The organism is Arthrobacter sp. IK3, from assembly GCF_051337705.1.
GTDB lineage: Bacteria > Actinomycetota > Actinomycetes > Actinomycetales > Micrococcaceae > Arthrobacter_B > Arthrobacter_B koreensis.
In genome coordinates this window covers 117,624-136,153 of record NZ_JBPPSW010000012.1, presented here as the reverse complement: position 1 = coordinate 136,153, position 18,530 = coordinate 117,624, and the positions used below count along the sequence as shown (strand labels likewise).

The 18,530-nt window shown below is 64.3% G+C and carries 18 protein-coding genes and 1 tRNA gene; 11 read left to right on the top strand and 8 right to left on the bottom strand.

From position 1 onward, the window contains the following. Positions 1-3 precede the first annotated feature (3 nt). Complete coding sequence (locus tag ACSLGO_RS15835) at positions 4-894, bottom strand: Fpg/Nei family DNA glycosylase (protein WP_436401464.1); 891 nt, start codon at positions 892-894, stop codon at positions 4-6. Then, the gene (locus ACSLGO_RS15830; protein WP_091604177.1) at positions 894-1,370 is read right to left on the bottom strand and encodes a ribose-5-phosphate isomerase; all 477 of its coding nucleotides are present in this window, start codon (positions 1,368-1,370) and stop codon (positions 894-896) included. Before ACSLGO_RS15830 ends, ACSLGO_RS15835 begins: the two co-directional genes overlap by 1 nt. 547 nt (positions 1,371-1,917) lie before the next feature. Here ACSLGO_RS15830 and ACSLGO_RS15825 point away from each other — a divergent pair. From ACSLGO_RS15825 to ACSLGO_RS15805, 5 genes are all read left to right on the top strand, one after another. Beyond that, positions 1,918-4,641, top strand: coding sequence for an FG-GAP-like repeat-containing protein (locus ACSLGO_RS15825; protein WP_436401463.1), 2,724 nt, complete (start codon positions 1,918-1,920; stop codon positions 4,639-4,641). Between the two features lie 141 nt (positions 4,642-4,782). After that, a complete protein-coding gene (gene pepN, locus ACSLGO_RS15820) occupies positions 4,783-7,335 on the top strand; it encodes an aminopeptidase N (RefSeq protein ID WP_152274708.1) in 2,553 nt (850 codons plus the stop codon). Between the two features lie 85 nt (positions 7,336-7,420). Further along, positions 7,421-7,888 carry an OsmC family protein gene (locus tag ACSLGO_RS15815; RefSeq protein ID WP_091604167.1) on the top strand — a complete coding sequence of 156 codons (468 nt, stop codon included), beginning with the start codon at positions 7,421-7,423 and terminating at the stop codon, positions 7,886-7,888. An 87-nt stretch (positions 7,889-7,975) separates the two neighbouring features. Further along, positions 7,976-8,638 carry a mechanosensitive ion channel family protein gene (locus tag ACSLGO_RS15810; protein WP_377955380.1) on the top strand — a complete coding sequence of 221 codons (663 nt, stop codon included), beginning with the start codon at positions 7,976-7,978 and terminating at the stop codon, positions 8,636-8,638. Then, positions 8,635-9,081: a globin gene (locus ACSLGO_RS15805; RefSeq protein ID WP_436401462.1), complete on the top strand. Its 447-nt coding sequence runs from the start codon at positions 8,635-8,637 to the stop codon at positions 9,079-9,081. The genes ACSLGO_RS15810 and ACSLGO_RS15805 overlap by 4 nt, the downstream gene beginning before the upstream one ends. Here the strand turns inward: ACSLGO_RS15805 and ACSLGO_RS15800 are convergent. Beyond that, the gene (locus ACSLGO_RS15800) at positions 9,078-9,740 is read right to left on the bottom strand and encodes a hypothetical protein (RefSeq protein WP_436401461.1); all 663 of its coding nucleotides are present in this window, start codon (positions 9,738-9,740) and stop codon (positions 9,078-9,080) included. The two genes, ACSLGO_RS15805 and ACSLGO_RS15800, sit on opposite strands and share 4 nt — an antisense overlap. Next, on the bottom strand, positions 9,737-10,222 hold the full coding sequence (locus tag ACSLGO_RS15795) for an acyl-CoA thioesterase (protein WP_433122038.1): 486 nt from the start codon (positions 10,220-10,222) through the stop codon (positions 9,737-9,739). The genes ACSLGO_RS15800 and ACSLGO_RS15795 overlap by 4 nt, the downstream gene beginning before the upstream one ends. A gap of 201 nt (positions 10,223-10,423) precedes the next feature. Between ACSLGO_RS15795 and ACSLGO_RS15790 the strand changes: the two genes are divergently transcribed. Beyond that, positions 10,424-11,317 carry an acyl-CoA thioesterase gene (locus ACSLGO_RS15790; RefSeq protein ID WP_263126999.1) on the top strand — a complete coding sequence of 298 codons (894 nt, stop codon included), beginning with the start codon at positions 10,424-10,426 and terminating at the stop codon, positions 11,315-11,317. A gap of 82 nt (positions 11,318-11,399) precedes the next feature. Here the strand turns inward: ACSLGO_RS15790 and ettA are convergent, their stop codons facing one another. From ettA to ACSLGO_RS15770, 4 genes are all read right to left on the bottom strand, one after another. Beyond that, complete coding sequence (gene ettA / locus ACSLGO_RS15785; RefSeq protein ID WP_091604150.1) at positions 11,400-13,082, bottom strand: energy-dependent translational throttle protein EttA; 1,683 nt, start codon at positions 13,080-13,082, stop codon at positions 11,400-11,402. 102 nt (positions 13,083-13,184) lie between these two features. Beyond that, a complete protein-coding gene (locus tag ACSLGO_RS15780) occupies positions 13,185-13,652 on the bottom strand; it encodes a DUF6993 domain-containing protein (RefSeq protein WP_436401460.1) in 468 nt (155 codons plus the stop codon). Positions 13,653-13,675: 23 nt separating this feature from the next. After that, positions 13,676-14,242, bottom strand: a complete 567-nt coding sequence (locus tag ACSLGO_RS15775; protein WP_436401459.1) for a single-stranded DNA-binding protein — start codon at positions 14,240-14,242, stop codon at positions 13,676-13,678. 215 nt (positions 14,243-14,457) lie between these two features. Further along, positions 14,458-14,533 (bottom strand) — tRNA-Arg (locus ACSLGO_RS15770). A gap of 211 nt (positions 14,534-14,744) precedes the next feature. Here ACSLGO_RS15770 and ACSLGO_RS15765 point away from each other — a divergent pair. The 5 genes from ACSLGO_RS15765 to ACSLGO_RS15745 all read left to right on the top strand — a co-directional run bounded on the left by ACSLGO_RS15765 (position 14,745) and on the right by ACSLGO_RS15745 (position 18,518). Then, the gene (locus tag ACSLGO_RS15765) at positions 14,745-15,575 is read left to right on the top strand and encodes a DUF4397 domain-containing protein (protein ID WP_277665203.1); all 831 of its coding nucleotides are present in this window, start codon (positions 14,745-14,747) and stop codon (positions 15,573-15,575) included. A gap of 151 nt (positions 15,576-15,726) precedes the next feature. Next, complete coding sequence (locus tag ACSLGO_RS15760) at positions 15,727-16,398, top strand: class F sortase (RefSeq protein WP_263127003.1); 672 nt, start codon at positions 15,727-15,729, stop codon at positions 16,396-16,398. 68 nt (positions 16,399-16,466) lie between these two features. Continuing rightward, positions 16,467-17,036 carry an RNA polymerase sigma factor gene (locus ACSLGO_RS15755; protein ID WP_152274668.1) on the top strand — a complete coding sequence of 190 codons (570 nt, stop codon included), beginning with the start codon at positions 16,467-16,469 and terminating at the stop codon, positions 17,034-17,036. Then, positions 17,017-17,781, top strand: coding sequence for an anti-sigma factor (locus ACSLGO_RS15750; protein WP_436401458.1), 765 nt, complete (start codon positions 17,017-17,019; stop codon positions 17,779-17,781). Before ACSLGO_RS15755 ends, ACSLGO_RS15750 begins: the two co-directional genes overlap by 20 nt. After that, complete coding sequence (locus ACSLGO_RS15745) at positions 17,778-18,518, top strand: M50 family metallopeptidase (RefSeq protein WP_091604133.1); 741 nt, start codon at positions 17,778-17,780, stop codon at positions 18,516-18,518. The genes ACSLGO_RS15750 and ACSLGO_RS15745 overlap by 4 nt, the downstream gene beginning before the upstream one ends. Positions 18,519-18,530 lie beyond the last annotated feature (12 nt).

Here is an 18,530-nt window from a genome sequence, read left to right as displayed (position 1 = left end):
TGGTTAACCGGCCTGGCAGGAAGGGCACCAGTAGAGTTTGCGCGCCGCCATCTCCGTCAGGGCAATGTCCGTGCCGCAGATCCGGCACGGCAGGCCCTGGCGCTTGTACACGTAATGGGCCTCCGAGACCGGAACCGGCTCAGCCTGGTCACTCCGGTCCCCGGGAAGGGTCGTCACAATGCGGCCCTGCGCAACGCCGTCGGCCATGACATCGACGACGTCGTTCCAGAGTGCGTGCGCCTGTTCCGGCTGCACGGACCTTCCCGTCGTCCACGGAGAGATGCGCTGGCGGAAAAGCACCTCGGCCCGGTAGACGTTGCCCACCCCCGCCAGGACTTCCTGGTTCATCAGCAGCGCAGCTATGGGCGACCCGCGGCTGGCTAGACGGCGGGCGAAGTCCTCGGCACCGTCCTTGGCCTGCTGCAGCGGATCAGGACCCAGCCGTTGCAGCACCACGTGCCGTTCCGCGTCCGTTATGACTTCGCACGCCGTCGGCCCGCGCAGGTCCGCCCAGCCATGGGGCGAGACCAGGCGCACCCGGACGGCCCCCTTGGGCGGTGGCGGACCGGTGTAGGTGCCCAAGCCGCCGTCGTCCGGGGCTTCCTGCTCCCCCACCCGGCGCGGGGCACCAATGCTTGAGGCGCCGCGGAAAGACTCATCTCCGCCGAAATCGAAGGCACCGTACAGCCCCAGATGGATCCGCAGGAACAGGTCGTTGTCGAACTCGAGGAAGAGCTGCTTGCCGTGCGCCTGCGCTCCGGTCAGGACATGGCCGTCCAGCCGCGCGGCGCCGGCCGCGAAACGGCCCTGGGGGCTGGAAACCTGCAGCGCCTGCCCGGCGAACACCGAAGTGAACTGCCGGGCAAGGCGGTGGATCGAATGCCCTTCAGGCATTAGTGCGCTGCGATGGTGCCGTTGGCTTCAAATTCGGCGATCTGCGCGATCCGGCGAACGTGACGCTCGGCTCCGCTGAAGGGTTCGGCAAGGAACGCCTCGATGATTTCCGTTGCTTCCGGCAGTGAATGCTGCCGTCCGCCGACAGCGACGACGTTCGCGTCATTGTGCTGGCGTGCCAGACGGGCGGTGTCCAGATTCCAGGCCAGGGCGGCACGGATGCCGTGGACCTTGTTCGCGGCGATCTGCTCGCCGTTGCCGGAGCCCCCCAGGACAATGCCCAAGGCTTCGATCCCGGCCTCCTGGTCGGCCACCACGGCCTTTGCGGCGTCGATGCAGAAGCCGGGGTAGTCGTCCTCGGCGTCGTACTCCTTGGGCCCGTGGTCTACGACGTCGTAGCCCGCGGCTGCAAGGTGTTCCTGGAGGTGGGCGCTGAGTTCAAGTCCGGCGTGGTCGGTGGCGATGTGGACGCGCATGGTTTCCGTTCATAGATATGGGTTTGTTTCAACTTCTGGCTTTAGCTTAACTTTTTTGGCACTCCAGCCCCCAAACGTGTAACGCTAACCGCACGTCTGCCGATAGCAGAGAGTGCAAGTGGTTTCGCTGGGAACGAGTCTCGTCCGTCGGCAGGTCCGGCATTGGAGGTTCCCGGCGGAACCACGTCCACTGCCCCGCGCCGTTTAGCTATGCAAGGATTCACCATTGAAAACCGGAAAACTCGCCCTTCTGGCAACGCTGACCGGGGCCCTGGTCTTTGGCGGACTGACGCCTGCAGGGGCGGTGAGTACGGACCAGCCAGTATCTTCGCAGCAGGCTCCTGACACTGGCGTTGAATCCCCCGCGGCTACACCGGATGAGTCCGAGCAGCCAGTCCAGGAAACTCCCACGCTGCTGCCCAGCCCCTTCGCTACGGACCTCGTGGAGCCCCAGGAACCCAGCGAGCCTGCCGTTCCGTCCCCGTCTCCCAGCCCTGAGGACACGGGTGAATCTGACGGCGAAGATGACGGCTATGAGTATGTCCCCGTGGGTGAGGGACACGTTGTTCCGGGGCCGGACACTCCTCTGGTCACGGAACCGGACGGCAGTGTCCGCTCCGCCGTTGAGTCCGAACACGATCATGTGGAGCCGATGCTGGCCCGGGGTGGTGCGGCCAGCATGCTGGGGGCACCCGCGCGGGCCGGAAACATCAAGGTGACGCTGGTTCGCTCCACCGTTAACGGCAACGGTAATCTCGTCAACCTCACTGCGGCACGAAACTCCATCTACAGCGCCAACAGCTATTGGCGCTCGATGTCCGACAACCGTCTGTCACTATCCATTGCTTCCGAGCGGGTTCACTACAGCGCTTCCGCGAATGCCAACGACGACTACGCGACCGTGATGAACAAGATCGCCAAAGAATTGAAGTGGGTGGACAATCCCTACACTGCACTGGTGGTCTTCGTGCCGACGGGCGACCTGAAGTCTGGTGGGTACGGCGGCATCCTGGGAGGCGGATGGACAGTTGGTGGAACGGCAGGCCGAATTCTTATGCCTGCGCCTTCATCGTTTACCAACAATGTGGTCACTCATGAAGTGGGTCACGTCCTAGGTCTGTTGCACGCCAACAGCCTGCAATGCACCAACGGCCGATCAGACGTGGGTGCCGGTTCTAACGGCCGCTGGGCTGACGGCGCGTGTTCGAGTCGAGAGTACGGCGACACCACCGATCTCATGGGCTCCGCGCAGTACAACCAGCCCGTCATCAACTCGTATTTTTGGGACGCGGGCAATTTCGGCCGCGGTAACGAAATCACCGACGCCGGCCAGGCAAAAAATTCACGTACCTTCACTCTTTATCCTTGGGGCGGCACCGCTGCGAATAGGGCCGTCAAATTCACGGATCCTCTGTCCAAGGACGTCTACTATATCGAGCTGCGTCAGCCCGCGGGCTACGACCAGTACTTACAGGGCGGACCTGCAGGCAACCGAGGCGTCAAGATCGTTAAGGCTGATGAGGCGAACTCGTGGGCCGTCAATTCCCTGATTATCCCGCCGTCCACCCGACCCTTCTCCGGTTACTACAACGGCAATCATGCATGGCAAGCCGGACAGACTTTCACAACTCACGCGGGTACCAATGTGAAGATAAACTCCGTCTCGGCGACGAGTGCGAGCGTCACAGTATCCGGTCCCAGGACCGAGGACTGGACGCTACGGACATTCAGCACAGGAGATTTCAACGGTGACGGCGTAGGTGACATTCTCAGCAGGAGAGCAGACGGAACTCTGTGGCTCCATGCTGGTCGAGGTAACGGCTCGTTCGCTCCCCCGGTCCGAATCGGCCGAGGCTGGCAAATCTTCGATCAGCTGCTAGGCCCCGGTGATTATGACGGAGACGGCAAGAATGACATTCTGGCTCGCCATGTGGATGGCAGTCTGTGGCTGTATTCCGGCACCGGTGTTGTCAACGGCACCAACGAGGGCTACCGTCCTGGACGGATGATTGGAACGGGAGGCTGGGACCAGTTCCAACGGATCGTGGCCCTCGGGAATACGAACGGAGGCGGACCCGACCTCCTGGCGGTTCTTCCGAATGGACAGGCCTTCTTCTATTCCGGCACCGGCCGAGGTCAGCACGGACCATCATCGCCTGCCGGTGGCGGGTGGAATCAGTACAGCCTGCTAGTGGGCGCTGGCGACTTCGACGGAGATGGGCGTCCCGACATCATCGGACGCACGACGAACGGTGATTTGGTACTCCGGCCAGGCCGGGGAGGTTCCAGCTTCGCGGCAGGGTTCGTGATCGGCACGGGTTGGAATATCTACTCCGATCTTCTCGCCGGAAGCGACTTTGATCGCAACGGGAAACCCGATCTTGTAGGGCTTTTCCCTGATCAGTCACTGGTCTTCTACTCAGGAACGCAAAAGATCTCTGAAGGGTATGAGCCAGCCGTGAAAACCCACCTGCCAGGACTTAGGGGGGCATCGAAAACTCTGAGTGTTCGTGATTTCAACGGTGATGGCCGCCAGGATCTGCTCAGCGTCGATCCGGACGGCAGGCTTTGGTTGCACCGTGGACGCGGCGCAGGCAACTATGACGCCCGTACACCGATCGGGACAGGGTGGGACATTTACCGGGATGTCACCAGCCCGGGAGACTTCAACGGTAACGGGTTCTCCGATCTCATAGCAGTCAAGCACGACGGCTCTCTGTGGTTCTACGCCGGTACTGGCAAAGTGGACGGTAATAACGAGGGTTACCGCCCTGCCGTACGGATCGGATCGGGTTGGCAGGAATTCAATCAGATACTGGGTACTGCCGATCTTGATGGAGACGGTCTGCCTGATCTACTTGCTCGCCACCGTGACGGCACCCTCTGGTTCTATGCAGGCACGGGCAAGGTAGGCAACGGATCCGAGGGGTACCGGGCGGGCAGGAAAATCGGAACGGGGGGCTGGGAGAACTTAGTCCTTACGGCAGCCGGAACCTATGACCGAGGCGCAACAAACGATATTCTCGCCCGGACACCCGACGGTGCTCTTCTCCTCTACAGAGGGCAGGGAGACGGCATGCTGCGGGCCGGAGAAACCGTAGGCAGCGGCTGGAACATCTTCAGCGACCTCCTTGGAACCGGCGACACCACCGGAGATAAGATTCCAGACTTTCTTGGAATTACTGCCGATGGCACTGGATGGCACTATGCCGGCAACGGGATGAAAGACGAAGGCTATTTGTCCGGCAGGTCAGCGGGACGCCTCAACTGAGAGAACTCATGGTTGCCTTCCCCACTTGGCAGAACGGCCCCAAGTGAGAGATTGTTGCAATTGTTACTTTTGACGCCGGTGCCCTGGACACAAGGGCACCGGCGCTCTATCTCTCCTTCGAAAGGCTCTTCCTTGCCAGGTATGAATCTCACCCGCGCTGAAGCGCGTGAACGGGCGGAACTGATCAGTGTCGACTCCTACGACATCAATCTGGACCTGACCCGCGGCGACGAAGTCTTCGGCAGCACCACCGTAGTGCGCTTTGCCGCAACGCCGGGAGCCTCCACTTTCATCGACGCCGTCACCGCCAAAGTGCACCGCGTCACCCTCAACGGCGTCGGCCTGGACCCGGAGGAAGTCTCCGACGGCGTCCGCATCCAGCTGCCGAACCTGGCCGCCAGCAACGAACTGGTCGTGGAAGCCGATGCGCTTTACATGAACACCGGCGAAGGCCTGCACCGCTTCGTGGATCCGGTGGACAACGAGGTTTACCTCTACTCCCAGTTCGAGGTTCCGGATTCCCGCCGGATGTTCGCCGTATTCGAGCAGCCGGACCTGAAGGCCGCCTTCCGCTTTACGGTCACGGCGCCCGAGCACTGGGACGTCATCTCCAACTCCCCCACGCCCGAGCCCATCCGTGCCAGCGCGGAGGATGCAGAGACGCCCGCGGCGACCTGGTCCTTCGAACCCACACCGCGGATCTCTTCCTACATCACGGCCCTGATTGCAGGTCCGTACCAGTCCGTCCGTTCCGAGCTCACCAGCTCAGACGGCCGCACCATTCCGCTGGGCGTCTTTGCCCGCAAGTCCCTCATGGAGTACCTCGACGCCGAGAACATCTTTGAACTCACCCGCCAGGGCTTCGAGTTCTATGAGGCCCAGTTCGGCACGCCGTACCCGTTCGAGAAGTACGACCAGCTCTTCGTGCCCGAGTTCAATGCCGGCGCCATGGAGAACGCCGGCGCCGTGACGTTCCTGGAGAGCTATGTTTTCCGCGGCCGTGTCCCGGATGCAACCGTTGAGCGCCGCGCCATCACCGTCCTGCACGAGCTGGCCCACATGTGGTTCGGGGACCTTGTCACCATGCGCTGGTGGAACGACCTCTGGCTGAACGAATCCTTCGCCGAGTTTATGTCTGCCCTTGCAGCCGCCGAAGCCACCGAGTTCAAGCAGGCCTGGACCACGTTCGCATCCATGGAGAAGGCCTGGGCCTACCGCCAGGACCAGCTTCCCACCACACACCCGATCGTCGCTGAGATCCGCGACCTGGAAGACGTCCAGGTCAATTTCGACGGCATCACCTATGCAAAGGGCGCTTCGGTCCTCAAGCAGCTGGTGGCCTGGGTGGGCCAGGACAAGTTCATGCAGGGGGTGCGCGAATACTTCGGGAAGCATTCCTGGGGCAACACCGAACTCACCGACCTGCTTTCCGAACTCGAAGCTGCCAGCGGCCGCGACCTGGGCGAGTGGTCAGCCCAGTGGCTGGAGACTGCCGGAGTCAACACGCTCCGTCCGGTCATTGAAACGAACGACGACGGCGTCATCACCTCGTTCGCCGTCGCCCAGTCTGCCGTGGCCGAGTACCCGACGCTGCGCCCGCACCGCCTGGCCATTGGTTTCTACACCACGGCAGATGACGGACGGCTGCGCCGTGCCCACCGGGTGGAGCTGGACGTCGACGGAGAACTTACCCAGGTTCCCGAGCTGGCAGGCCAGCAGCGCCCGGACCTGATCCTGCTGAATGACGACGACCTGGCCTACGCCAAGATCCGCCTCGACGACGCTTCCTGGCACCTGGCCACCCGGCGCCTGCGTGACATCGCCGAGTCACTGCCGCGCACCCTCGTCTGGGCGTCGGCGTGGGACGCTACCCGTGACGGCGAAATCCCTGCACGGAACTATGTTGAACTGGTGCTGCAGAACATTGCCTCAGAATCGGATTCGTCGGTAGTGCAGGTCCTGCTGCGCCAGCTGGCTACGACGCTGGCTTTCTATGTCGCACCCCAGGACCGCGAACCGATGACGGCCGCTGCTGCTGACAGCCTCTGGGACCTTGCCCGGGCAGCTGCACCTGGCTCAGACTCCCAGCTCCAGTTCGTCAAGGCCTTCGCCGCCCACGCCCAGACCCCGGACCAGCTGGACGCGGTCGCGGCCCTGCTCTCCGGTGACCTGGTTCTGGAGGACCTGGAAGTCGGCTCCGACCTGCGCTGGGAACTGCTGACCGCGCTGGTGGCCGGTGGCCGGATGGGCGAGGCTGAGATCGCAGCCGAACTGGAACGCGACGCAACGGCCACCGGCCAGCTCGCTGCTGCCGGCGCCCGGGCAGCGCTGCCCTCAGCCGAGGCCAAGGCCGCGGCCTGGGACGCGATTGTGGTCCGATCGGACCTGCCCAACGCTGCACAGCGGGCAGCCATCGGCGGTTTCAGCCGAGTCCACGACACCGCCCTGCTGGAACCGTACTCCCAGCGCTACTTCGACTCCCTGCGTGAGGTCTGGGCTTCGAGGACCCACGAAATCGCCCAGCAGATCGTTGTGGGGCTCTACCCGGCACGGCTCACCACCCAGGAAACCGTCGACCGCACCGACGCCTTCCTGGACTCGCTCGGGGATGAGGCACCTGCGCTGCGCCGGCTGCTGCTGGAAAACCGCGACGGCGTCGTCCGGGCGCTCAAGGCCCAGGCGGCTGACCGCTAGCAGGCTGGTCCTCCAGCCCGCCGTATTCGTGCCGGATTCCGGTCCCAGCCCATGGGATGGGGATCCGGCACGGTAGCTTAAAGCTGTGAACCTCTCTGAACACCGTTACGGCGTCGGCCTCGAATGGACCGGGAACCGCGGCACAGGCACGCAGACCTACCGTGGCTACGGCCGGGACCATGTGCTCCGCGCCCCAGGCCTGCCGGACCTGCCCGGCACTGCGGACCCCACGTTCCACGGCGACCGGGACCGCTGGAATCCGGAGCAGCTGCTGCTCTCCGCACTCGCCCAGTGCCACATGCTTTCCTACCTCCACGTGGCCGTGAAAAACGGCATCAGCGTCATCTCCTACCGGGACAACGCAGAGGGAACGCTGCGGCTGAACCGGGATGGAAGCGGCGAATTCACCTCCGTGCTGCTGCGTCCCGAAGTCCACATCTCAGAGGGCTCCCCTGAACTGGCCACTTCCCTGCATGAGGAAGCTCACCGCCTGTGTTTTATTGCCCGCAGCGTCAACTTTCCGGTGGAGCACGAGGCCCGCACGATCGGCTGACCAGGCTGCCGGAGAACGTTCCGCGAGCGGTTCGGCAGTAGGCTAGGTATGGACCCCTCCCCCTATACCTAAGGACACCCAGCACCTGTGCAGCTAACGGCAACGACTGACACTCCGGGCATTGAAGTGAGCGAGTTCGATTTCAGCGGACTCCTGGAAGGCGGGATCATCGTCCTCGCCGCCTTGATTCTCTGGCTGGTGGCCCGCTTCCTCATTGCAAAGGTAGTAGCCCGCGCCCAAAAAGGCTCCACCCTCCTGCAGTCCCAGCGACTGCGCTGGGCCCAGCCGGTAATGCGCAACCTGGACAATAAGCGGCGGGCACAGCGCGCGGACACCATCGGCGCCCTGCTGCGCAGCTCCGTGAGCGTAGCCATCTGGACCGTGGCGGTCATCATGGTACTGGGCGCCATTGGTATCAACGTTGCGCCGCTGATCGCCAGTGTAGGCATTGTGGGCATCGCCCTGGGCTTCGGTGCCCGGGAAGTCATCCGCGATGCCCTGGCCGGTTTCTTCATCAGCATTGAAGACCAGTACGGTATTGGCGACGTCATAGAGGTGGGAACCATAACCGGCACCGTCCAGTCCGTAGGCATTCGCATCACCCGCCTGGTCGATGAACGCGGTGTTGTCTGGTACATCCGCAACGGAGAGCTCGCCATGGTCGGCAACCGGTCCCAGGGCACCTATGTCCCGCCGCGCGAACCCGCCACAGCAACCTCGCTGGCAGCACAGGAAGAAGACAGCAAATGACCGAGCCGTCCCGTCCCGGGCCGTCACTGCCGCTGTCGGCAGCCGCCTCCGGTACCGGTTTCAGCACCCCCGCCTACAACTTTTACGAGGCTGTGGGCGGCCATGACACGTTCGTGAAGCTCGTTGATGTGTTCTACGACGGCGTCGCTGAGGACCCGCTGATGCGGCCAATGTATCCGGAAGAAGACCTGGGGCCCGCCAAGGAGCGGCTCCTGCTGTTCCTTGAGCAGTACTGGGGCGGACCTAAGACCTATGGGGAACTGCGCGGCCACCCGCGCCTGCGGATGCGACACATGCCGTTTAAGGTCACCCCGGCAGCGAGGGACGCATGGCTGCGCCACATGCGCGACGCCGTCGACTCCCTCTCTCTCGCACCGCTGCATGAGGCAACGCTCTGGGACTACCTTGAGCGCGCCGCGCACTCGATGGTCAACTCGGCTTAGAACAGGACCGACGGCGGACGCACCAGCACGTGTCCGGTGCTGGTGCTCAGCCGCTGCCACCGCCCGTTGCTGAAAAGCGTGGCCGTCCCCGTGCTCGGCAGGAATCCGAGAGTCAGGGCCGCGAACGCAGCCCCCGCGGGAAGCTGGGCGTGCAGTCCGGCGACCGGTTCACTCCAGATCGGCACCCGGACGTTGCTGATCATCGCGGCGCCGGGGTTCTCCGGAATGCGTGCCGCTACCTCTTTAATGCCGCGGTGCGCCGCCTGTTCAAGCAGTGTCACGTCTACGTCCTCCCCCCGCTCCCACCCTGCACGGGGTGCACTGATCCCGGCCCAGTTTTCGGAGACGGTCACGGGCGGCACCGGCAGCTTAGTGCCGCCGTCGTCCAGCCTGGCCAGCCGGTCCGCCACAGCGGACAGCTGCACCGTCGTATCCAGCGCCGCGGGTACCGCCAGCGGCATTGCCCGCATACCGATCACCGTGGGCATCGGCTCGCCCAGCACCCGGGGACGCAGGACACAGACATACGCAGCCAGGACCCCGCCGACCGCCTGCAGCCGGACAGCGCCGTCGTCAGCGCTGCGGGCGCGGGAGACAAAGTTGCGCAGGTCCGCGGTCACCTGGGGATCGGCGAGAATGAGGCTGGGTGTTTCGGTCATCCGGCAACCCCCGCTGCTGCACGCCGGAACGGCACGTCGCCGCCGGACCATCCCGCGAGGATCTCCCGCTGCCGTTCCGTAAGCGGTACCGGGCGGCCGCTCTCGCGTTCGACCATCACCATGGCCGCTTCTGCTACGGCGTACACGGTTCCGCTGTCACCATCGGTCAGCCGGAACCCGTAGGAGAAGCTGGACCGGCCCAGGGCGCTCACCCAGATCTCGATCCACACCGGATCCGGACGGTAGAGCAGCGGCGTGAAGTACTCGATCTCCTGCCGCGCCACCAGCGTGCTGCCTGCCTCACGGGTCACGGAACGGAAGGTTTCGGGTTCTTCGCCGGCGCCTCCGGAACCAGGCAGCGGGACCAGGGACAGGCGGACCCGTGCCTCTTCCAGGAACTGGACGTAGCGGACGTTGTTGACGTGGCCGTTTGAATCCTCGTCGCCGAAGCGCAGCTGGATAGGAAAGCGGTTGACAGGCATACACCCCATCTTCGCAGGAGAACCGTTCCTGACGCGAAAGCCCGCCCACCGGTGCCCGGCGGATGTGACGTTCGTCTGGCACGGCCCGCGCCGGGGCTGAAATGTTGGGGCTAGCCTGCGGGTACGTCTAATCTCGAAATTGGTTCGCAGTCAACTGCAAACCGTGCTTGATGCATCCCGCCCGCTAGGAGACAGACCCACATGGCATCGAACTTTGACCCCACCGCAGCACTGATCGATCTACTTGATCTCAGCGACGCCGGAGGGGCTAAGACTGACGAGGACATCTTCGTCGGCGGCTCCCAGCACGAACCGCGCAAGAGGGTCTTCGGCGGCCAGGTCCTGGGCCAGTCCCTGGTCGCAGCCGCCCGCACTGTTTCCGCCGACCGGTTGATGCACTCCATGCACGGTTACTTCCTGCGCCCCGGGGACACGGAGGTCCCCATCACCTTCGGAGTCGAGCGGCTGCGAGACGGCCGTTCGTTCTCGGCACGGCGGACGCACGCGTACCAGAACGGCGTGCCGATCCTTTCCCTGATTGCCTCATTCCAGATTCCGGATGCCGGCCTGGACCACCAGGAGCCCATGCCGGAAGGCATCCCTGATCCCGAGTCGCTGCCGACCACGGCAGAACTGCTTTCCGGGTTCGACCACCCGGTGGCCAAGGCATGGTCCTACTACCGGCCCATGGACATCCGCCACGTTTCCCAGCCGGTTTATTTCCAGGCGGACCCTGAGCGGACTGCACGCAACGCGGTTTGGATGAAGACCTTCGGTCCCATGCCTGATGACCAGAACCTCCACCGGGCGGCGCTGGCCTACGCCACCGACTACACCATCCTGGAACCGGTCCTGCGCCGGCACGGGATTTCCTGGGCCACACGGGGAATGTCCGTCGCCAGCCTGGACCACGCCATGTGGTGGCACCGGCCGCTGCGCGTGGACGAGTGGCTGCTCTACGTCCAGGAGTCCCCCAGCGCCTCCGGCGCCCGCGGCCTGTCCACGGGACGCATCTTCAACCGGAACGGTGAGCTTGTTGCCACTATCGCCCAGGAAGGGATGCTGCGCCTGCCGGATCTGACCGCAGCCGGCTAGCCCTCCCGTCCCCGCACACCAAAAAGCGCCCTGCCGAATGGCAGGGCGCTTTTTCCTGTGACCAGCGGCCGGGAACCCCGGACTAATCGCGGGTCAGGCGGCGGTGCGTGACCCGGTGCGGCTTCGCCGCATCAGGTCCCAGGCGTTCAACCTTATTCTGCTCGTAGGCCTCGAAGTTGCCTTCGAACCAGTACCAGTTCGAGGGGTTCTCGTCAGTGCCTTCCCACGCGAGGATGTGCGTGGCGACCCGGTCCAGGAACCAGCGGTCGTGCGAGACCACAACGGCGCAGCCGGGGAATTCAAGCAACGCGTTCTCCAGGCTGGACAGGGTCTCAACATCAAGGTCGTTAGTAGGCTCATCGAGCAGCAGAAGGTTTCCGCCCTGCTTAAGGGTCATGGCGAGGTTCAGGCGGTTGCGCTCACCACCGGAGAGCACCCCGGCTTTCTTCTGCTGATCCGGACCCTTGAATCCGAACGCGGACACGTAGGCGCGGGACGGCATTTCAACCTGCCCAACCTGGATGAAATCATGTCCGTCGGAGACGACTTCCCACAGGGTCTTGTTCGGGTCAATTCCGCCGCGGGACTGGTCAACGTAGGAAATCTTGACCGACTCGCCGATCTTCAGCTCGCCGCCGTCCAGCGGTTCCAGCCCGACGATGGTCTTGAACAGCGTGGACTTGCCGACGCCGTTCGGGCCGATCACGCCCACGATGCCGTTCCGGGGAAGCGAGAAGGACAGCCCGTCGATGAGCTTGCGGTCGCCGAAGCCCTTCTCAAGGTCCTTCGCCTCAAGGACCAGGGAACCGAGCCGCGGGCCCGGCGGGATCTGGATTTCCTCGAAGTCCAGTTTCCGGGTGCGTTCTGCCTCGGCTGCCATTTCCTCGTAGCGGGCAAGACGTGCCTTGGACTTGGTCTGGCGGCCCTTGGCATTTGACCGGACCCAGTCGAGTTCATCGGCGAGGCGCTTGGCCAGTTTCTGGTCCTTCTTGCCCTGGACCTCCAGGCGGGCACGCTTCTTCTCGAGGTAGGTCGAGTAGTTGCCTTCGTAGGGGTACAGGTGTCCGCGGTCCACTTCGGCAATCCACTCGGCTACGTGGTCGAGGAAGTAACGGTCGTGGGTAACGGCCAGTACTGCGCCGTGGTACGAGGACAGGTGCTGTTCCAGCCAGAGGACACTTTCGGCGTCAAGGTGGTTGGTGGGCTCATCGAGCAGCAGCAGGTCCGGCTTCTGCAGCAGGAGCTTGCAGAGCGCAACCCGGCGGCGCTCACCGCCGGAGAGTACGGTTACGTCGGCGTCCGGCGGCGGGCAGCGCAGTGCATCCATCGCCTGTTCCAGCTGGGAGTCGATGTCCCATGCGTCGGCTGCGTCGATCGCTTCCTGCAGCTTGCCCATTTCTTCGAGCAGCGCATCGAAATCCGCATCCGGCTGGGCCATCTCTTCGGAGATCTCGTTGAAACGCTGGATCTTCGCGTAGATCTCGCCGACGCCTTCCTGGACGTTGCCCAGGACGGTTTTCTCTTCGTTCAGGGGCGGCTCCTGCAGGAGGATGCCGACGGTGTATCCGGGGCTGAGTCTGGCTTCGCCGTTGGACGGGGTGTCCAGACCTGCCATGATCTTCAGGATGGTGGACTTACCGGCACCGTTTGGCCCCACCACGCCGATCTTGGCGCCGGGGTAGAAGGACATACTTACGTCGTCGAGGATAACCTTGTCACCAACGGCCTTTCGGGCCTTGGTCATTGTGTAGATAAATTCCGCCATGCTCTCAGGCTAGTGCGTAGACGCCATTATGTGCCATTTTCGGCAGTACCGGCGAGCAACCGGGTTTACCCGCTCCGGGTCCGGACCGGAATCAGCAGTCTCCTAGCGGTCGTCACCCAGCAGACATTGGCCATTGGTGAGTGCGGGCGCGGTGCTCATGGCGAGTTTCCCGTCTCGGATTTCTCCGATCAGGCATTCCGTTCCGTCCGGTGCCGCAGAGACGATGGCGTCCACGGCCAAACCAGCTGGGGTGCCGTCCTGCGACACCTCTACTTCTTCGGTGCTGAATCCCGCGCTGACCCAGGCAGCGCGCACGGCTTCACGGGACGGTTCGGGACTCTCCGCGACCAGTTTGGCGAGGGCCGTCTGGGCGGTTTGGGACCGGCCCTCCGGAGATTGCCCAGGTGCTGCCGTCTCCGTATTCGCGGAGGTATCTGCGCCGGTATCCGCCGGCAGGGCAGGGCTGCTGTCCGCACCGGTACAGCCGGTCAGGACCGCCACCAGCAGTGCCGCCGCAGCCAGCCCTGCCCGCCGGCACGGTTGTACGTTGAACCCCTCCGCTGCCATCATGCTGACATTGTGCCATGCAGGGGTCAGTATGCCGCGGGCTCCGGTTCGGCCGTCCGGGCGTCGTCGAAGTCCTCTCCGAGGCCCGCCATGCCGCTTCCTGCGAATTCTGCCTCTGCACCGAGCAGCTCGCCAGTCGAAGGGTCAACATCGGCTTCGAATGAGCCGTCGCTCCCTTCACCCGGTTCTGCAAGCGCGGATCCGTCGCCTGCGCTGCGCAGCGGTGCCCTTTCCACGCTGTTGCGACGGAAGTTGGCAGTTCCCCACATGAGGTCGTGTCCGACTGAATCGGCATCGATGTCTACTGTTGTTCCGCTGCGTCCGGCGTCTGTGGCCCACTGCCGCACCCGGAGCCTCCCCGTGACGATTACCCGGTCCCCCTTGTGGATACTCACACCGGCATTTGTGGCCAGCTGCCGGAACATGGACACCGAATACCAGTTGGTGTGGCCGTCCTGCCACAGTCCTGTTTCCCGGTCGAAGCGGCGTTCGGTGGTGCACATCCGAAAGCCGGCAATCGCCAGCCCGCTGTCTGCCGTAGTGGTGCGGACCTCCGTTGCCACGAAACCCCGGAGGGTGATGTTGTCCGTCATCGCTCTGCCCTTCTGCTGCCGTTCGGTGCCGGCGGTTGGCCGGTTTCCCCAGTCTGGCCGCACCGAGCGGGACCAGGATTGGCTTCAACTCCAACGGTGGACAGGAGGGACGCGGTGCCTGACCGGGTACGTCTGTGGAGGAGAAGACGCGAGTCGGAGGCGGACCCCGGCACGCAAAAGCCTCCAGGCACACCGGTCCTGGAGGCTTCAGCGATTGGTGCCCCCGGCGCGACTCGAACGCGCAACCTACGGATTAGAAGGCCGTTGCTCTATCCATTGAGCTACGGAGGCAGACCAATAGATGATACTACGCACCGCCCGGCGACCCCCGCACCGGCATACCGGTTGCGGCCTGCGTGAACTGTCAGCCAGGGGCGGGGAAAAGTTTCCAGAAAAAAATCCATACATCTGCATCCAAACCACGGGGCCCGGAAGTAAAGGAGGTGTAGGCCACAAAGAGCCAGGGGCACAGCACCCGGCACCGAACCCAAGAGGAGAAGCCATGCGCAAGACCACCACACTTTTCGCAGCAGCAGGACTCGCCGCCGCAGCAGGACTGGCCGCCGCACCCGCAGCCTCGGCAGCGGATGAGGCCCAGCTCTCCGTATTCCATGCAGTCCCGGATACGACTGTGGACGTGTACGTCAATGGTGAACTGACTCTCGACGACTTCACACCCGGCAGCATGGCAGGGCCGCTCTCGCTTCCCGCGGGCAGCTATGAACTGGCCATCACCGCTCCGGATGCCGCTGATGCGTCTGCACCGATCATCGGCCCGGTAACGGCAGACCTGACCGCCGGCGGGAACTTCACGGCAGTAGCCAACCTCGCTGCGGACGGAACCCCGACTGCCAACCTCTACACGAACGACACCTCCACCCTCGAGGCAGGAAAAGCGGGCCTGACTGTCCGCCATGTAGCGGCTGCCCCGGCGGTTGATGTGTTGGCAAACGGCTCGCCGGTCATCAGCAACCTCGCCAACCCCGACGAGAAGACCCTCTCCGTAGATCCCGGAACGATTTCCGCTTCTGTCGCTGCAGCAGGAACCACCGAACCGGTAATCGGCCCCGCAGACCTGACGCTGCCCGAAGGCGTTCACACGATCGTCTATGCCTGGGGCTCACTGGACGCCGGTAACCTTGCCCTGGCAACCCAGACCATCGAAGGCATGGAAACCGCTCCGAACGCAGTTCCGGGCGCCCTGCCCGCTGCCCAGGACAACAACGGCGGCATCATGCTCGCGGCCGCCGGCGGCCTGACCCTGATGGTCCTGGCCGGCACCGCGGTTGCTGCCCGCCGCCGGAGCGCTGTAAGCGCAACCTCCGCGGAGTAGTCTCCGCGGGGCGTGTACTGCCGCCCTTACGAAGGTGCAGTGCGGCCGGCGGTCCGGCCGCACTGCACCTTCCGGCTTCCCGCTTTCCTCCCCGGCACCGGCCAGGCACCGGTCAGGCACCGGCGAACCGCAACACTCGAAAGGCTCCAACATGCACCAACCCGGACGCTCCCGCGGATACCTCGCTGCATGGCTGGCAGCCGGAGCACTGGCCCTGGGTTCCTGCGCTTCCGTTCCTGCCGCCAACGAGCCGGCCGAAACCGCCACCAGCGCAGGGCCGGCACAGCAGCAGTCCCCCGGCCCCGGCGCGGCCGTCGCTCCCGAGAGCTCTTCCGGAATCCCCATCCGCCAGGCCACGCCCGCGCCGGCCGAAACCATCCCGGCACCGGTCAGGGTCCAGGTAGAGGGCACCGGAATCGACCTCGAGGTCGTACCGGTGGGCATCGAGGACAACGGGGCCATGACGATCCCCAACAACCACGTCCAGGCCGGATGGTACAAATACGGCCCGGCACCGGGTTCCGACGCCGGGTCCTCCGTCCTGGCGGCCCATGTTGACTCCCGGACGGAGGTCCTGCCCATCGCCGGACTCAAGGACATCACCCCGGGGACACGGGTCACGGTGACGCGTGAAGACGGCTCACAGGTCGTCTACCAGACCCAGCAGGTCGAGAACATAGCCAAGCGGTCCCTCGACGGACACCGCCTCTTCGACCGGACAGGAGACCATCTGCTCAAGCTGGTTACCTGCGGGGGAAAGTGGCTCGACACGGAGAATGACTATGAGGATAACGTTGTGCTCACGGCGACACCGGTATCATAGGGAAAATCGGCACGCGCACCCTCAGGATCGCGGCCCCTACAAAGGCTTACGGCAGGAGAACCGCCCCGATGTCATCCGGTGTCCCCGAGCTCGACGACGGCCTGGACCGGGCCTTCGCCGCAGGTGAGGAGGCAGCACTTGCCGAGGCTTACCGCCGCTTTGCGCCGCTGGTCCGGACCATGTCCCTCCGCCGCCTTATAGATACTGACGCGGCAGACGACGCCGTCCAGGAAGTTTTCATCCGAGCCTGGAGGTATCGGGAGACCTACTCCCCCGAGCGCTCCACCCTTGCGGCTTGGCTCATCGGTATTGCGCGAAACGTATCAGCGACCATGACATCCTCAAGGCTGCGCGAGGAAGATGTATTGGAGGGTGCGGCAGCAGCCGGTGAGCGTGCCGGGAGCGGCGGCCCTGATCCGGAGGGCGTCGCCGATAAAGTCGTCCTGGATGCCGAACTCACCCGCCTGGGCGAACCCCAGCACTCGATTTTGAGGCTCGCCTTCCACGAAGACCTGACACACCAGCAGATCTCGGAGCAGCTTAGCCTGCCGCTGGGAACTGTCAAAAGCCACATACGGCGGGGACTCATGCAACTGCGGCAGCGATTGGAGGTAAGCGATGCAGCACCTGCACGATGATGCATTGGCCCTCCTGGCACTCGGTGAGGAGCCTACGGCCGAAGAAACCGCACACCTGGCCCACTGTGAACAGTGTGCAGGAGAGATCAGCGCCTACGGCCGCGTGGTCAAGGCAGGGCGAAGCCCGGTTGAGGCCGGGTCCGTCCCGCTGCCTGCCGTCTGGGCAGGCATCCACGCAGCTCTTGGACTGGACCCCTCGCTTCGGAGAGACCCGCTGGAAGACCAGCAGGCGGACCGCACCCCCCGTCAGGACACTGACAGCTCATCCCGCCCGGCAGAAACGGCGCCTCCGGTCTCACTGGCCGACGAACGGCGCAAACGCCGCGGTACAAAGTGGTTCGCTGCGGCAGCTGCCGCCGTCGTGGTAGCCGGAGCGGCCACCTGGGGCATCGTCCGCGGGTTCGAGCCGCAGCCGGAGGTCCTTGCCTCGGTTTCGCTGGAACCACTGCCCTCGTACAGCGACGAGGGAACAGCAACCGTGGATCTGCTGCCTGACGGCGAACGCGAACTGGTCATCACGTCCAGCAGCAGTGATGCTGACGGCTACCGTGAAGTCTGGCTGATCTCCCCCGACATCACCTCCATGGTCAGCCTCGGGGAGATGGAAGGGACCGAAGCCCGCCTCAAGATTCCGGATGGTCTTGACCTCAGTGCGTATCCGATCGTGGATATCTCCGACGAGCCCCACGACGGGAATCCGGAGCACTCGGGTAGGTCCATCCTGCGGGGCCAGCTGGAGCTTTGAGCTGGGCCGCTGACTTCTGGAACAAACTCACCGACGGATTCACCCGAGCGGAGGGCCTGGAGACCCAACCCTGGCTCCTGCTGCCGGTTGCTGCTGCCGCGGTCATCCTGTCCATTCCGGCGCCGACCTGGCGCTGGTTTGGACTCTTCGTCACATTCGTCCACGAACTGGGGCATGCCTTTGCAGCCCTGACTGCCGGGCATCGCATCACCGGCATCGAATTGAGGTTCGATCATTCGGGTCAGATGCGCAGCCTCGGCCGAACCCGCTTCGGCGCTGTCTGGGCGGGCTTCTGGGGTTATCCCGTTCCAGCGCTCACCGGCCTTGCCCTTGTCTGGGCAGCGACCACCGGCTGGGCTTCGGCCGCGTTGTCCGCGGGTGTGCTGGTGCTGGTGGCGGCCCTGGTCTTCATCCGGAATCTGCAGGGAGCGGCCATCGCGCTGGGCTGTGCCGCCGTCGCTGTCCTGCTGCTGTGGTTTGTGCCGCCGAGCGGGACAGCCTACGTCACGGCTGCGCTCGGAATAGCGCTCCTCGTCGGAGCGGTGCGCGACTGGCTGAACCTGCTCAGTGTCCACACCCGGCGGCGGAGTGCGCTGCAGTCCTCGGACGCCTGGATCCTCGCCCAGCGTTCGAGCGTTCCGTCCGCCGTGTGGCTTGTGCTGTTCGCTGCCGTAATCGCGGCCTGCGCCGCAGCGGCAGTATGGCTGCTGATTCCCGGCATGCTCCCGGTGAACTGAGCGCCGGCAGCT